The organism is Haladaptatus sp. AB618 (genome assembly GCF_024136965.1).
Lineage (GTDB): Archaea > Halobacteriota > Halobacteria > Halobacteriales > Haladaptataceae > Haladaptatus.
Window position 1 is genome coordinate 38165 of record NZ_JAMYJX010000015.1, and the last position, 15851, is coordinate 54015.

General features: G+C 48.8%; 15 protein-coding genes and 1 pseudogene. 6 read left to right on the plus strand and 10 right to left on the minus strand.

Going from position 1 to position 15851, the window contains the following annotated elements; translation table 11 throughout:
• Nucleotides 1–64: 64 nt before the first annotated feature.
• Nucleotides 65–304 carry a hypothetical protein gene (locus tag NKF26_RS23330; RefSeq protein ID WP_253234971.1) on the minus strand — a complete coding sequence of 80 codons (240 nt, stop codon included), beginning with the start codon at nucleotides 302–304 and terminating at the stop codon, nucleotides 65–67.
• A gap of 331 nt (nucleotides 305–635) precedes the next feature.
• Here NKF26_RS23330 and NKF26_RS23335 point away from each other — a divergent pair, with 331 nt between their 5' ends.
• Nucleotides 636–1055 carry a hypothetical protein gene (locus tag NKF26_RS23335; RefSeq protein ID WP_253234972.1) on the plus strand — a complete coding sequence of 140 codons (420 nt, stop codon included), beginning with the start codon at nucleotides 636–638 and terminating at the stop codon, nucleotides 1053–1055.
• 49 nt (nucleotides 1056–1104) lie between these two features.
• Here the strand turns inward: NKF26_RS23335 and NKF26_RS23340 are convergent, their stop codons facing one another.
• The 4 genes from NKF26_RS23340 to NKF26_RS23355 all read right to left on the minus strand — a co-directional run bounded on the left by NKF26_RS23340 (nucleotide 1105) and on the right by NKF26_RS23355 (nucleotide 3176).
• Nucleotides 1105–1524 (minus strand): PIN domain-containing protein, encoded by a 420-nt coding sequence (locus NKF26_RS23340; protein WP_369682186.1) that lies wholly within the window; start codon nucleotides 1522–1524, stop codon nucleotides 1105–1107.
• The gene (locus NKF26_RS23345; protein ID WP_253234974.1) at nucleotides 1521–1826 is read right to left on the minus strand and encodes an AbrB/MazE/SpoVT family DNA-binding domain-containing protein; all 306 of its coding nucleotides are present in this window, start codon (nucleotides 1824–1826) and stop codon (nucleotides 1521–1523) included. The genes NKF26_RS23340 and NKF26_RS23345 overlap by 4 nt, the downstream gene beginning before the upstream one ends.
• 106 nt (nucleotides 1827–1932) lie before the next feature.
• Entirely contained in the window at nucleotides 1933–2397 is a 465-nt protein-coding gene (locus tag NKF26_RS23350) for a hypothetical protein (RefSeq protein WP_253234975.1), read from the minus strand.
• Nucleotides 2394–3176 carry a ParA family protein gene (locus NKF26_RS23355; protein ID WP_253234976.1) on the minus strand — a complete coding sequence of 261 codons (783 nt, stop codon included), beginning with the start codon at nucleotides 3174–3176 and terminating at the stop codon, nucleotides 2394–2396. Before NKF26_RS23355 ends, NKF26_RS23350 begins: the two co-directional genes overlap by 4 nt.
• A gap of 596 nt (nucleotides 3177–3772) precedes the next feature.
• On the opposite strand from NKF26_RS23355, the gene NKF26_RS23360 reads away from it, so the two are divergent.
• Entirely contained in the window at nucleotides 3773–4975 is a 1203-nt protein-coding gene (locus tag NKF26_RS23360) for a Cdc6/Cdc18 family protein (protein WP_253234977.1), read from the plus strand.
• Between the two features lie 445 nt (nucleotides 4976–5420).
• On the opposite strand, the gene NKF26_RS23365 is transcribed toward NKF26_RS23360, so the two are convergent.
• Together NKF26_RS23365 and NKF26_RS23370 are read right to left on the minus strand one after the other, a co-directional pair.
• Complete coding sequence (locus tag NKF26_RS23365) at nucleotides 5421–5840, minus strand: helix-turn-helix domain-containing protein (RefSeq protein WP_253234978.1); 420 nt, start codon at nucleotides 5838–5840, stop codon at nucleotides 5421–5423.
• 80 nt (nucleotides 5841–5920) lie between these two features.
• Nucleotides 5921–7258, minus strand: coding sequence for a cytochrome P450 (locus NKF26_RS23370; RefSeq protein ID WP_253234979.1), 1338 nt, complete (start codon nucleotides 7256–7258; stop codon nucleotides 5921–5923).
• A 408-nt stretch (nucleotides 7259–7666) separates the two neighbouring features.
• On the opposite strand from NKF26_RS23370, the gene NKF26_RS24545 reads away from it, so the two are divergent.
• Both NKF26_RS24545 and NKF26_RS23380 read left to right on the plus strand, forming a co-directional pair.
• A complete protein-coding gene (locus tag NKF26_RS24545; RefSeq protein WP_253234980.1) occupies nucleotides 7667–8566 on the plus strand; it encodes a transcriptional regulator FilR1 domain-containing protein in 900 nt (299 codons plus the stop codon).
• Between the two features lie 795 nt (nucleotides 8567–9361).
• A complete protein-coding gene (locus NKF26_RS23380; protein ID WP_253234981.1) occupies nucleotides 9362–10216 on the plus strand; it encodes a hypothetical protein in 855 nt (284 codons plus the stop codon).
• Between the two features lie 724 nt (nucleotides 10217–10940).
• Here the strand turns inward: NKF26_RS23380 and NKF26_RS23385 are convergent.
• The 3 genes from NKF26_RS23385 to NKF26_RS23395 all read right to left on the minus strand — a co-directional run bounded on the left by NKF26_RS23385 (nucleotide 10941) and on the right by NKF26_RS23395 (nucleotide 14006).
• On the minus strand, nucleotides 10941–12065 hold the full coding sequence (locus NKF26_RS23385; protein WP_253234982.1) for a hypothetical protein: 1125 nt from the start codon (nucleotides 12063–12065) through the stop codon (nucleotides 10941–10943).
• Nucleotides 12066–12661: 596 nt separating this feature from the next.
• Entirely contained in the window at nucleotides 12662–12841 is a 180-nt protein-coding gene (locus NKF26_RS23390) for a hypothetical protein (RefSeq protein WP_253234983.1), read from the minus strand.
• A gap of 16 nt (nucleotides 12842–12857) precedes the next feature.
• Nucleotides 12858–14006 carry a hypothetical protein gene (locus NKF26_RS23395; protein WP_253234984.1) on the minus strand — a complete coding sequence of 383 codons (1149 nt, stop codon included), beginning with the start codon at nucleotides 14004–14006 and terminating at the stop codon, nucleotides 12858–12860.
• A 150-nt stretch (nucleotides 14007–14156) separates the two neighbouring features.
• Here NKF26_RS23395 and NKF26_RS23400 point away from each other — a divergent pair, with 150 nt between their 5' ends.
• On the plus strand, nucleotides 14157–15050 hold the full coding sequence (locus NKF26_RS23400) for a hypothetical protein (protein WP_253234985.1): 894 nt from the start codon (nucleotides 14157–14159) through the stop codon (nucleotides 15048–15050).
• A gap of 329 nt (nucleotides 15051–15379) precedes the next feature.
• A pseudogene (locus NKF26_RS23405) lies at nucleotides 15380–15697 on the plus strand (geranylgeranylglyceryl/heptaprenylglyceryl phosphate synthase); the annotation flags it as partial.
• Nucleotides 15698–15851: the final 154 nt, after the last annotated feature.

Sequence of the window (15851 nt, forward strand, 5' to 3'; positions counted from 1 at the left end):
CGAATCCTAATACAAGAAGTTTCACATTGATACTAAATGGTTTGATCTCAAAAAGAGTCCAGTTTTACTGATCAGAGCCGTAATCAGTGAGTCGGAGTTTCTCCTCGACTTCGTAGAGGTGGCCCTTATTGTACAGTCGTTCGATGATATCTTCGGCAGCAGGCCGCTCAAGATCTTCTTTCTCCTTTAGAATCGCATATGCTTGCTCGTAGGTGAGTTCACCACCGGGTGGGATCGTGCTCGCGAGTGCCTCAAGTGCTTCTTGCGCAAGTGGTGTGAGTGGCGACGTCTCGTTTGGACCCATTCGTACTCCCAAATTCGAGGACGCGATAGGTAAACCCTCGGACAGAGTCCACTCGTGACACTACCTATCTCATTGTGACAAGGGGAAAAAGCAGACGCCATGGGAACATGGGTTGGGATGAGTACGAGAATCCACATCGCCTGCTGGGTTACGCTGACTGCACTCAACACTTGGTACCCGACGGGTAAAGACTTCAGCCAACCAGAGTGGAAGTGAAACTGAGAACATATGAGAGGGTTTGAGACCCCAACGCTTCTCACGAACAATGCCGAGTCAAGAGTGCATCTACCAAAGCGAATCTTCTTGCGTTAGTATGCTATACTAACCACCAATGGCTAACAAGATCAAACGGTCCGGCGATGGCTTCGCTCTCCAGGTCACAAAGCCTGCTCGAGCCGCCGGACTCGTTGAAGAGGTTGACGACGAGCCCGCCCATCTTGCCAATATCCGCGTGTTTGCATTCGACGGTCTCCTACTCGTCGTCGATCTCGACCGAATCACAGACGAGAACATCGTCGAACTCGCAACGTCAGCCGCGCTCGACACCGTTTCGATCCACCGAGTCGCAAACGCCTCTCTCCAAATCGCAGGCAATGGGTATCAGGTGCAACTCCCCGGTGCTGCAGATGCAAGATTTCACGTTGGTGATCGAGCACCCTGCACACCGGCACCCAATATGCTTGTGATTGCAGCGGAGGGATCAAAACGAGTGGCAGCGGATATCGTGACGATTCGGAAAGAGCAGGTGTAAACAGCCCATCCCGCAAATACGAAGTTCCGACCGGCGCTCGAAAGGATCGCTACGCAGACCCGTCGCGAAAGCGCTCAATCGGCTCTGATGAGATTTCATCATAGTCGTCATCCCCACCAACAAGGAGCGTTGCGTCGAGATGAGTTGCGGTCGCAAGTGCGAACGAATCGCCAAGAGCGGGATTGTACTCAAGAATATAGTCGGAAGCATCCATCCACACCTGATCGACATTGACTGGTTCGACGCCAAGGTCGTCGAGCCACTCTAGATATTCGTCAGCAGTCGCTCGGTCGTACTTCCGAGCGAGTGTATACCGAACTTCGGTGAGATTCACACAGCTGGCGTATCCAACAGTATTTTCGGCAGCAACGGCATTGAGATACTGTTCAACGGTCTTGCTTCCCGGTTCATCGTCTGCATGAGCGATCAACGGCTCGGCATCGAAAACAACGCGGTCAAGTATCATCACTCGTCCTCAGATGAAAACTGGGCTTCGCGCTCGTCTCGGTCTTGTTCGCGTTTCTCACGAAGCAGTTCCGTTGCTGGAGTGTCGGTCCGTGCATCACTTCGCGTAGCGAAGCCCCGCATTTCACTGGGTGAGCGGACATGTTCGACGATAACAGTGCCATCGTCGGTTTCTCGGAACAGAACCTTCCCCGGGGCATCGATTCCGAGTTTGTCGCGGAACCGTTTGGGGATCGTGGCCTGCCCATGTTTTGTCACGGCGACGACCTCCTTTTCAGAGTCGCTTGGTTGTTCTGATTTACTCATTATTCATAGTCTAGTGCTATTCATAGGTAAGCCTTTCTCCTAGAGCAGACATTGGTACGAGATCACTGGAAGACAGGGGAAATCGGCGAACTACTCAAAATACCTGTTACTCGTTTTCAATACCGAGCAGGTCCGCCAACTCATCTAAATCTCGAGATTCTACATCACCTAGCTGGGCCATCCCTAGTTCAAGCAGTGGGACGAGGAAATCACGACTCTTCTCCAGGTCGATTCCGCGCTTTCGGCCGAACCGATACTCCAAGTCTAACCACGTGCCATGGAGCTGCTCATACTGGTCAGGCCGAAGATAGACCATTTGACTCTCCCGCTCTCTCGTCGTCAGTTTCCGACGCTTATTCGCCTGTGCGTCTTTATCGCCTATGCGCATATTCGTATTAGACGCCTGTTCATCGTTACCGCTTATTCGACTATTCGCCTGTGCGTCTTCATTATCTGTCTGCCCATTCGTTCCAGACGCCTGTTCGTCTATCTGACTATCCGCCTGTTCACTATTCTCATCGTCTGAGTTTCCCCACCGGCCAGACAACTCCTCGGCACGATTATCAGTCATTCAGCAGCCCTCCCTTCGAGATCCGCAGCAATGTCATCGAACACACCCTCCATGTCACACTCCTCATCATGTTCGAAAATCGTTCGACCGGCCATCTGGGCACGTTGGAGGACCACTCGCTTCCGGAGTTCGTAGACAGGAACGAGTTCCCCAAACACCGTATCAAACCACTCGATCATCTCATTACTAACCCCATCTTGGCGGACGTCATTAGCGACGACCCCAACAGGCTGAATACTAGCTTCGGGAAACAGCATTTCGAGCGAGTCGATTTGATCGCGTAGGAGTTCGACAGCTCGTTTACTCGTTCCCTTGGTTTCCGCCGGAATCAGCACACGCCCAGTTGCCAGAAGAGCGTTGTCAGTAAGCGCACCCAGTCCAGGGGGACAATCGATGACGATGAAGTCATAGTCAGTGGAAAGATTGTCGAGGGCCATCCCGACCCGTCGTTCTCCACCTTGTGCATTCTGCAGATTTGTCTCGGTGTTCTTCGACGTGAGAGCCACATTGCTAGGAATGACGTCAAACTCGGGGGCTTCTCGGACCAAGTCGTCAGTCCGAGAGATTTTGTCGAGGTCGAGAAGCACGTCATGGAGTGTGAGTCCATCAGCGTCGTATGCGTCGGGGATACCGACTGATTCGGTTGCATAGCCCTGCGGATCGAGGTCGACGAGGAGCACCTTGTTGCCTCGATTGGCAAGTGCGCCCGCTAAATTGACTGCAACAGTCGTTTTGCCGGTGCCACCCTTCTGGTTTGATACGCTGACACTATACGCCATGAATAGGCGTCTGTACGGGATTGATAAATAGGTGCGTCAGACGCCTATCCGAATATTCGACTATTCGAATTTGTGAATATGCGCATATTCAACGGGACAGACTGTCAAGGCAGAGAGTATGCAAGAGTTAGTATGAAGTACTAATGAAGGGGTGCGTCTCTCGGTCATGAGAAACGGAGCTTCGACACGAGACACCACGGCGGAGACCACGCAATTCGATCACGCCCTCCCCCCGCATTTCACGAGAGTTGACGGTGAGACACCCCCCAGGTTTCACGAGTGTTTTACCGTAGATGCGGTGACCCCCTCCCCCCACTTTTCACGAGAGTTGGTTCGCAAGCGTGTGTTCAGAAACAATGTCTGACGCTCTTCTAAACAATATCTACTATGAAATAAAAGTGTTAAGTGTATTACGGGTATTGTTGTAGATATAGGGACTTATAGATGCTGGTTCTAGAAAGCGGGTTTCACCCCCTCCCCCTGTTTGTCTAGGAACTCTCGTGAAGAATGGGGGGAGGGGGTGTTTTAAAGAGTTGCCACTCGTGAAACTCGTGAACCGTGGTTTTATATCATATGCTATCTAGAACTATCCCAAGATGGGTCTGGAGAAGTTTTCACCGGATGAAACAATCTTTCAAGACGAGAACGTACTCCGCGATTCGTATACTCCAGACCAACTCGTCTGTCGTGACGACGAGCTTGCTCAATATCAATCGGCGCTCCGTCCTGTGATCAATGGTGCCCAGCCCAAGAACATCTTCCTCTACGGCGATGCCGGTCTCGGGAAAACACTCGCGACTGAGCTTGTCCTTGATCGCCTTCGGACGGATCAGGAAGACTACGACCATCTCGATCTCCATACTGTTTCACTCGTCTGCAAAACGCTTTCCTCCAGCTATCAGGTCGCGGCCCATCTCGTAAATGAATTCCGTCCCCCGGAAGAGCAAATCAAAGCGACGGGATATCCTGCGGGAATGGTCTATAATATGCTCTGGGACCACCTCAATGACCTCGATGCAACGCACTGTTTGATTGTCTTGGATGAGGTCGACTCGATCGGCAAAGATGACGATATCCTCTACGAACTTCCGCGCTGCAATGATAACGGAAACGTCGATGATACGCTTGTCGGCGTGATCGGAATTAGTAACAACTTCACATTCCGTGATAACCTGAGCGCGCGCGTGAAAGACTCGTTATGCGATGATGAAATTCACTTTCCGCCCTATGATGCGAATCAACTCCGTCAAATCCTCCAACAACGGGCTGAGAAGGCATTCCACGAAAACGTCCTCGAAGGTGATGTCATTCCCCTCTGTGCTGCCTTTGCCGGTCAAAAATACGGGAGTGCTCGGCAAGCGCTCAAACGTCTCTACAAATCAGGTGATCTCGCGCGAGATGAGAATGATTCCATGGTTCGCGAATCTCACGTTCGGGCTGCCGATCGGATCGTCGAGAAAGACAAAATCATGGCCGAACTGTCGCAGATTCCGACACAGGAAAAACTCACACTCTATGGGTTGTTGAAACTCGATGAGCAGGATAGAACTCCTGCAAAGCGGTCTCACGTGTATGAGAAGTACACGATTGCTGCAAAGCGAGTCGACGCCCAGGTTGTCTCTGATCGAACGGTCCACGACAGCCTAAGCAAACTCACGCTTAAGGGATTCCTCGATGTCAATGAGAAGAATGAGGGCCCTCATGGTGGGAGTTATTACGAATACTCGTTCAGTATTCGGCCCGATCTAGCACGTGAAGTCTTATCCGAGGATAGTCGATTGGCGTCACTTGAAGAGTGAGCTGCGTGAATAATATCCTTCCTGTGTCCTTTTCTCGTCAGTAGTCACGAGGTCGTTGCACGGTATTCACTGTTAGCCACTGTAGAATTTGTGTCTATTTTACCAGTTGGAAATTCATCTTTTCGCCTGTACGGATAGGCGCATATTCGACTATTCGGGTATCCATCTATTTGAATGTCCAAATAGTCGAATATTCGACTATCCAAATAGCCGGATAGATGGACTGAGGAATAGCCTATCAACAGACTTCTTCATCTACTAATGCTAAAGATTAGCATACACTCATGAAATGCGGGGTGTCAGACGTACCGCAGTCTGCCAAATCCGATCACAAAGTATCGGCATATCTCTGGATTAGTATATAATACTAACGCCAGTGTCGGCTTGTATCTCGCCGATGTATTCCGATTCATCGTCAGCAAGTTGCTACTTGGTGGACAAATGTTCACGTCACATGGAGCTGCGTGAGTTGGGCTATTACCGAGTCTGTCCATTTGTCCAGCTCTTGCTGCAGCCACTCTCTGGTTTCTGCTAGCGATTGAGCGACATGGAGATATTTGACACCACCGTTGGAGACGGTACGCGGATATCGAGTGATCAATTCTTGTTCGTATAGCGGTTGCAATTGCTTCCCAATCGTACTCTGATCACGGTCGAGAACTTCAGCGATTTCAGCGATCGTACTGTGTGGATAATCAAGTACGGTCAGATATACACGGAATGATGCTTTATGTACTCCACAAACCGTGGCCATTGTCTCCGTGAGCTCCACCTCGGATTTTTCATCCAGTAATTGCTCGTATCTTGCTACACGTTCATCTGAGAGTACTGTCCCCTCTGCCAACTCATTATCTTCTGTCTTCATATGTGAGAGGACTAGTGATCGTTAATAGGTCTTTCTCACACACTCACTAAATCTACCGATAGAAGAGCCGGCTAGTATACTTAACGCGACCGAAGTTGCATCGGGAGTCCATTTTGTGTCTTCATCGTCATTTCTGGTTCGATTGAAATTGCCTCTTCCCCCATCCATTCAAGCGTCCAGTGTTGACCAATCGTCGCTAGCACAAGTGTTGCTTCCAATGTCGCAAATTCTCGCCCGATACACGTCCGACGTCCTCCACCGAATGGAATAAAGGCGTAGTCAGGAAGCGAGTCCTCAAACTCACCTGTCCACCGATCTGGACGGAATGACGAAGGATCGTCGTAGAATCGCTCATCACGGTGTATCGCCAGAAGTGGAAGGTGGACTTGCGTATCTGCTGGAACCTGATATCCATCGACGTTCACATCCCGCGTTGTTTGGCGAGGAATCGTGTGCACCGGCGGGTACATACGAAGTGTTTCGGTCACAATCCGTTGTGTGAGTTCTAAGTCAGTGATGTCCGCATGTGTCGGTGGATCGCCGTCTAGTACTGCATCGAGTTCCTCGTGAAACGCTTGTTGAATCTCGGGATTTTGGGCCAATGCGTACCAAGCAAACCCAAGAGCGGCCGCAGTCGTTTCATAGCCTGCAAAGAGCATCGTGAGTAGCTGTCCTTCGACTTCCTCGGTACTCAGATGATCTTGACCGCTCGCTTCACGAGCCTCTGCAAGTTTTGACAAGAGTGTTTCTTGGTGGAGGCTGTCAGGCTTTGACTTCTCACCATGTTCAGAAAGCAATCTGCGAATTTCTGATCGAAGCTGTTCCTTTGATTCGGAAAAGTGGCGGCGTGACGGTGTCGGGACCCAATTCGGTAGCAACCAGGACGTTGGTGCAAACCAGCTATTGAGACCATCTGATGCGGCTCGGAGTTCGTTCCCTTCTCCGGGTGCTAGCTCGCGGCCGAAGAGTGTCGCAAAGAGAATTTCGAGGGTGAGATTTTGCATCTCTGATTCGATATCACATGTTTCGCCTGGTGACCACGCCTCGAGACGACGCTGTGTTGCCTCAACCATGTAGTCTCCGTAGCCAGCAACCTGCTTTCGATGAAACAGTGGTTGAAGAATGTTCCGCTGTCGGCGCCATTGGTCGCCCTCGGTAGCGAGCACTCCTTGACCGAACGCCATCTGGAAATCCTCTGTTTTACCGAATGCCTCCACGTCGTCGATCAAGACTTGTCTAAAAAATTTGGGGTGAGCTAACACATAGATTTCTTCGGTTGGAAGGACCAACCGATAGATATCGCCACACTCTTCGATCGCATTGTACGTGAACTCGAATGGGTCGCGAGCGAAATCGAGAGTGTGGCCGAGGACCGGGAGACCGGACGGGGAGGGAGGTTGCCGCGGTTCCGGATTCATACACCCACAACAAGTGAGGAGTCAGATAAAGCCACTGACTCGATTCTACATCTTACAACCTGATTGCGTTACTGTGACAAATGTATAAGCTATTTGTCCGATTAGTGTCGTCTGTTTTCGTATTCTCGGTGATTAATCTGAACATCATACAATTATTTCAGCCCAAATCAAATCCTATATTAGAACGGGAAATCGAACGTGCATCACTGGTGCCAAACCGTGACTGTCACTGTACGACATCCTCTCACTGATGAAGACCTCAACGTTCGCTCCGTTATTAGCGAAACGGTAGAATCAGCGCGTTTGGCCATTTTACGTGCATTCAGGGAGCTTCCTACCCCAACGACACAAACTGCGGTCGCTAATACTGCTGATGTCTCTCGCCAAGCTGTCTCCCCTCATCTCACTGTGTTCCAGGAACAGGGATTAGTGAACGGTCACGAAGATGGAATCAAGGTGACTGCAGGCGGTCTCTTGTTTCTCAAGGTAATCGAAAATTGTTTGCAGACAATCTCCATCGAATCCCTCTCGTATCTCTCCCGATCTGTGCATCCATTCATCCTTTTACAGGCGCTTACGAAGCACCCGTATCGACTGAGTGAGCTTCAGACTATTTCGAGCGACTTGCCGTCTCAATCGACGATTCGTCGTATTCTTGCGACCTTTGCTGAGTACGAATGGGTCTCTGACGAGGGGGGTCTCCAACGAATCACAGCCACAGGAAAGGATGTCTGTTTTGCGTACGGTGAACTGTGCACGGCCGTTGAGCAACTCATCGAAAAAGCGCCGTGGCTGCAGCGACTTCCACTGGATGCCACAACGTTCCCAGTCGCAGCACTCGTTGATGCTGATCTCGTCGTTTCTAATCCTCGTAACCCTGCGTCGGTTCTTGAGACGTGTCTCAAACTGTATGACCGAAACATCAGCCAGTTCCGATGCCTTTGTTCTGTTTATAACCCCGTTCTCTTTCAAGCATATCGTGGGCTGCTGGAACTCGGCATCGAATCGGAGGCCATTCTAGACTGGCCAACGGCCAAAGAAGCAGCTGCCGGTAGAGGGACACGGTATGCAGTCAGGAGTGGTAGGTACGATAACTATCGGCCGCTCGTGATGGAAGAGCCCCAGACGCTCGGAATTGGACTCTACGACGACCGCAAGGTCGCTGTTGCAGCGTACAACGAGGATGGAAATGGGCGACATATTGCGATGATCATCAGTTCGAACGACCAGCTCGTTGACTGGGGATCTGAGCTGTATGAATCCTATCGAGCGAAGGCACGACCTGCTTCCGAGATATTGCTCGAATAGGGCTGCTAGGTAGTTCAGAAGTCCTTTTGTCGTTCATTCCTGTTTTAATAACCTGATGGGAAATATTGCTGTGTTTCTAAAACATTTCATATGCTTTTACGTCGTAAACGGCGGTGCAGATAATACACCTTAGTGAGAAGCAGTAGCCACGCCGGAGGCCAATTCCCGACCCGCTAGCCTAGACATCACGTCACTTGATGCTATCCAAGTGATGAATGAGAATCGCATGGCTCTCGGGTCGGTAGCACCGGTGCGCAAAGCAGCGAACGTACGTGGGTCCAATCACTCGTTCGCGAACGCACCGGCTACCTCTGGCATCGGAATCATGACTCAACCACAAGCCAATGATCATGTCCCAGAGTACCCAAAACTTCGAAACCACTTCTTGTAAAGGTTCCCCGCTACCGGACACGCAGTGCCGATTAGATCAGTGGACAAACACGAATAACGAGTGTATCTCGAGTTCACCCAACCAATCTGCCTCGAATTTCGGCTTTTCAACGGCACTATCCTCGCTGACGACTGCTGACGAACTCAAGCAGCATCCGTACCGTGATCCAGAGCAGTTGCGGACTGCCTACGAGCAAGCAGGAACAATCGCGGGTACGGCCGCCCACTTCGATGTGTCAGAGACGGCAGCACGCATCTGGCTAATTCACTACGGAATCTATGACCCCGACACGCAGGGACTTTCCCAAGTCGCTAACCGACTGGAAGATCTGTTGCCCGAGGATCTTGGACTTCCTCCGTTGGGTGAGCGTCGATGAAGACACCGAATTTGGAAGGTGAGTACTGATGTCGATCGGATTGTCACCCGACGAAGTTGACGAGAACACTGTCTCGGACGACGACTTTGCCACCGCAATGGGGATGGACCTGCAAGAGCCGAACACGTCGAACGTGGACATGGCTGAGCAGGAGGTCCCAAGCCGGGAGACGATGTGGGCGGTGATCCAGCATCAGGCCGAACAGATCGACACGCTTGAACAGCGCGTTGCTGACCTCGAAACGGCCACTGAAAAGGCGAGTACGGCACGGATGGACTTAGCCGCAAACGCACACGAGGCGAGCGAGAACGCAAAGACTGCACGGGAGATATCGAAAGCGGCCACGGCGAAGGTCAGCCAACTCGAGGCCGAAATCGAAGACAATAACGAATCGTCGAACACCGCTGGTCTACCGGGTGACGTCGATCCGGCTACGTCTCCCCTGGATCTGTACGCGAACTGCTCGCCGTATCAAGTGAAACAGCGGCTCGTCGACGAGAAAAACAAAAAGAACTCGTGGCGTGCAGTGACGGCTGCCCGACGATGGGACGAATTCGCCACGCGGCGGAAAAACGGCTCGAGCATCTTCTGGACACGTGCGGATCTGAAGGAAGCGATCACTGCCATCGATGGCGAGAAACCGCACGGGACGACGATCACTCGCGTGTGGGACGCGCTCGTCGACCTCGGTGGGTCGGACGTGACGGTCAAAGAGCGCCGTGTGAGTCAGCAACAGGAGAAAATCAAGATCGTGGCAATGGACATGGATACAGTTGAAGGGCTGAATGAAATGCGGTATCACGAGTTCGATCTCCTCGAGGATGGAGCGGTCACGGGTGGCGTCACACCCGTTGTGACCGGACGTGACGGTAGTGGGGTGTGAGAACGGCGCGAAAACAAAACACGGTTGATACGTTGGACGAGACGTGACGTGTAGACTGCCTCTGGTTGCGGCTTGGGGTGGTTCCTCACGTCTCCGACGCCTCTTATTCTAGTTACAACTAAGAAAAGAGCTTATTTTTTCAGAAGTGGTGTATGTGTATGTTACAGCTACCTCGTGGTTTCGCTTTCGTATCCGGTCACAACGGGTGTGACTCGTCATTCTTGTGATTATTTCTGACTTCAGCTGCGTTTGTGTGTTCAAGGGTGATTTTGTGTAAGCAGTTATCAATCGGGTAGTTTCATCTTCTGTTTTTCTCATACACCAATCGGTTGAGGAATGTGACGATATGGACGTGCAGAGCGAGCTGGCCAATGCAATTGAGCACGAAGTGGGCGAACGAATGGTCGCACTGACGAGTGCGACAGCGGAGGTGAGCTAAACACACTGTTGCTTTTCTCTCGGAGAAGATGGGTGTGTTCTCGGGGCACCCCGGCAACACACCGCTGACGAGGGGGTCGCAATTTATGATCTCTCCGACATGTAACCATCTGTCGGCTACTGCTGAGAGCGTTTTTTCTCACTTTTCTCATCGGGTTGCGAATAGAGAAAGGTGAGTGCGGCGCTCTTGCGGAAGCACATAATTTCATCAGATTTTCAAGAAAATATGTGTCGAGATAGAACATGAGAGCGGAACCGCTGCCCCAAGCTCTCAAGGGGTTGATCACTACTGATCAGTCGACACATCGAAGGCGAGGGTTGCTATATCAACCGGATTTTCCTGGTCATCGGGTCGGTCGAATGAATATTGCCACCAGTTTTCAGCTTTCTTCTCTTTTTCACCTGCACAAAGAGGGTGAGCCTCAATCGCATCCGGAATTTTTTCCAAGATATTAGAGAACGACTCACGTTCAACGAAGAGGATTACCGCCGTCTTCGAGTCTCGCCAAGTAAGATATCGTTCAATCAACTGGGAAATTTTGCCGCCTTCATCATCAGAGCCAGAAAGTGTCTGGGGGCCAGACCACATACCACACTCTGCGATGAAAATATTATCACCATCATGCCGAAGGAGTATATCGGTTTTACCCATTCTGTTGAATGTTTCACCAGTAGCAGAGCCCTCAAAATTCATTTCAAGGAACGTCAACATGACATTCCGATAATCTTCCTCTTCGAAGTCTGAGTAGGTCTCCGGTGATTTCTCGAAACCGTGACCAACTGCATCTACTGCTTCGATAATTTCATGATAGGTATCGTCAGAAATGCCTGGGTCGGGGCGTTCTTTGCTAATGTCGTCAATAGTGATTTCGCTTCGTCGTTTCGGCTCATCGATTTTTAGCGTTTTATTGACATCTCTCCGACGAGTGACATCAAATCCGACATCAGAATACTGCTGTTGTTGTTCCTGGACCTTCTTCTGCTGTTCTTCGTGCAAACGCTTGGCATGTTCTCGGATCTCATCGTAGTGTTCGTTTATGTTACTCTGAACCCTCTGGTAGTGTTCTTCAACGAACTCGCTAATTTTTTCGTGCTGTTTTTTGAGTTGTTTGTTGGAATACCCGTCCCTCTTTCTTGGGAAATAGACGTCTACGTGATTTTCATCTTCGTTAACTTCTGTTCGGAATTCTGACCTTGTGTGTGGATTTGGCTGGAAGTGGAGAATACGTTCGTTGCCGGTGTATCGATATCTGAGCGTTGGCTCCTCATCGCTACCCCAGTCATCAATAGTCACCTTTGGATTGTCGATCTCGAGATTAAGTGGGTCAATCTCGTGTTGGTTTACTGCATACTCTGCGACATCCTCTGCTTCTGTACTCAATATCTCGTCTGAGGAGAGTTCATCAATCACTTGTTCGGCTTTTCTGCGAGGGTTTTGGGCATAGTTCGAAATCGGATCGTCATTGAAAATGAAAAATGTGTTCCTCATTGGTCTTGACTATCTGCCACGTAGTATCTTATCGTTAAACTTCTGTATTTCGCTTTTCAACCAAGTGCGAATTTATGTGGTTGTCACTGTATAACCTCGGAGTTTTGGTTGTGATGCGTGCCTCATTTCCACTACAGATGAGACTGATTAGGTTCTCTTCCGGTGATTTTCGAACTCGTACTGAGAATGCAAGCTAGAAAGTTTTCTAAATGGGGAAATCAGAATCGCCAGATATCTCCCGTTCATAACTACTTCTGAAGAATAGAAGGCACGCATCAAAACCCAAACACTGAAACTGTTCCTGCGATCATCGAATTCGATGTAGCGATATGCGATTTATGGATCTCTAAACTGCTGATATTGTATGATATAAGGGTTCTATCAGGGTTTTACACTACACGTGGCAGTATCTTGATCACTGCCGCTTTACGGAGTAAGCGGAAGTAGAAAGCCCCCGGAACCCCCGAATTAATCCGTTCGCGATTTATGATCCACCGCATGAGAGAGGATTAGGCCACTTAATTTTTATCTAATTTAGATTGAATTTTAGGAGGAAAGAGTGAGACGACACCGGCTGCGATCAGTATGATTGCCAATTCCTCTTCGGAATACTCCTTGACAAACTGGATGAACAGCGTTCGACTGTCTTCTTGCGGTTGGTCAGAAGCCACTTTACGCTCGGGTTCTCCGGTTGCCACGTTCTTGATCTTCCGATTATTTCATCAGTTCCGGTTCTTCTTCCACTTCCTCTTTACGGTCGAACTCTCCTTCACCGAGTGCGATGAGAAGTGTGCCAATGAGGTCGAGTGGGAGCGTGAAGATCGTTACCAGACCCAGCACACCTGCGGTTATACTGCCGTACCAGTTCTGCCCTCTGTACGCCGACGCACCACCCGCGAACTCGATAATCGAGAACACGAGGACGATAATGCCGACGGTTGCGGTACCGAGTCCGCTCAACCCGAGCATCGAAATACTGTCGCTCGTGATGAGCAATCCAACCCCGACGATCGTGCCGATAACCCCAGATAACATCAATAAGAATCCACCGGCCTTGTACATTCGTGGAGTGTACGTTGTCTCTCGCTCCACTATCCCTTCGGTTGTTGCCAAACTATCTCCACCCACCAACATATTTGAGTCAGTGTGGTCACTCGCCCCCAACGTTGATCTATCGTCGGAACGGGCCGAAAGCGGATCCACAGACATCGTCGATAACTCATTAATTCGATCATCTGTTCGTTTTATAAGATCGAAAAGAATCGCTTCAAATTCATCGTTTCCACTTGTCGACTCAATTGGATATTTGTTTTTATTTCGGTTCCAAACCCTTCCTAGATCTTCAATATCTTTAACAATTCCTTGATGTTTGATTATTTCATATCGTTCCTCTCCAGAAATATCGCCTGGGAAGAGTTTAGTTAGTTTATGAATATTATCCTCAATCACATTGTAAGCGTCTGGTTCATGAATCTTTGTGTCAACATGATATTCGTCTTGCTTTTCTTGTTCTTCATTGGTTGGTGGTATAGATTGGATATCTAGTAATTTTTTCTTAATCCGATGACAAGATTGTTGTAAATAATATAATGCAACTTGTTCTCTGTCTCTTTTCTCTCGATTGTACGCTACAACAAAATGACTTTGTGTCAAGTATACTCCCCACGCTGCGAACACGACTCCAACTAAAGTCCCTATATTAGATGAAAATTGAATCCAATTCTTCGCTTGATTAGTTCCATCTTTTCTCAGAATCACCAGACCATATACTAGAAATGAAAGTGAGACAAGTAAACCGAGAATGATCATTCCCCAAATGATTTGTCTCCTATTTTGAGATACCTTCTTCGGGACAATTCCCATAGAAATATCCTAAGATATGATCATACGAAACTCTTTCGCATCCTACATTTACAAAACTGGTAATATAAATGAAATTATTTTAAAAGTAAAAAGCTTGTCTATTTAGCAAATATCCGTCATTTTTATGCAGTCTAATGATGAAACGTTACTATGGATTTTCAATTAAAGGGGGAGAACACGACATACTCATCTTCCATTCAGATTGCCTGGGACAAACAGGGGGAAGATCTTGTTGCTGTCGGTGTAAAGACTGACAGAGATGATGAAATAGATATCATACACAAAATGAGAAAATCAAAGCATGCTGCTATAGAGAAGCACCCAGACAGGCACGAGGATAATAAAGTATTGTTATTCTTTGAACGACATAATGAAACTCATTATGACACTTATCATCCGAGCTTTTATGAATTCCTTTTTAATCGCCCAAGTATATTAAAATATTCAGAAATAAATGCATATCATCATAACACCAGTGAACATGGTAATAAAAAACCTGAAGAGGTTTTCCCTATTCTCTCCGCTCTTTTAATTGATGATCTACTCGGAAACGACACTCAATTTCCCATCACGATTATCCGTGGTGGTATTGAGTCAACCCGCCCAGTACACTGGAGAATCACTAAATTGCGTGAAAGAACAGATATTCCTCTTGTAAATTGTGTAGAAGCAGATGCTTATTATCCCACTTCACTATTAGCGAGACTCCTTTCTCACAGAATCGCCGAATGTAAATCATCTGATGATAGCTTCAACCAATTGGATCCACCAGTAGCGAAGCTAAAAAACGAAGATCGTTGGGCGAAAGCAGCTACTATTCCCAATTCGATAGAGTATGAGCCTCTATCTATTCCAACTGCATATGGGATGACAGTCCCGGAACGAATATCTATGTGGTTTAATGGAAAAATCGCCCCCTACGGAACTAATGATACTAGAGAAAGCGTGAGTGAAGGCGACAAAAAAGAGATATGTGAATATGTAGCCACGAATGCACCACATCCTTCTATATCAAGTGCTTTTGAATCTTATCTTACGTATTGATATATCTGCCTCTACCTTAGCAATCATAGAATCTCATTAATCAAAGGAACTAGAAGGATGCGTGTCCCCGTTACACCTGAGGCTCGGTTTTGACACGCGTCATACCCGCCCACGAGTACTAACTGATCTACCACACTCGATGTGATTTGCACAAATCACATCAATCATCTCATGGTCCTTCTTGCGGTCAAGATAATGTAGGATCCCTAAAACGATAAAGATGACGCATAGATTTTATCTGTCATAGTATCATCAACATTCTTATCTTCAGCCTGTTAATGTAGATTTGTGCCTATTATTTTTGAAAATATACACTACGCTAAATCTAGTATACGCAGGTGGATTGTAATCTTGAGACCGATGACGTCGTCGCCTATGCTGAACTCGCCGAACAGATCCTTGGCCAAGAAATCGTCTATCTCGAATACTCCGGCACTCTTGGTGATCCAGCTGTCGTGGCTGCCGCACGAGATGCACTCTCGTCAGCCCAGCTCTTCTACGGTGGCGGGATTCACGATTACGACTCTGCCTACGAGATGGCGAGTGTCGCTGATACGGTCATTGTCGGTGATGTACTTCATGACGCTGGTATCGAGGCCGTCGCCGAGACGGTTCGTGGAGCAAAGGATGCGCATCACGAGCTATAATCGTGTCTCTCACTATTCAAGGGATGATTGGGATGATTGAAAGAATGAGTCTACAATCGGTCGCGCAGAGGTTAGTATAATATACTAACTTGGATAGCCTGCTGGCGTATCGGCGTTCAGACGCTGCTACCTCAACGGTAGCAGAATACATGAA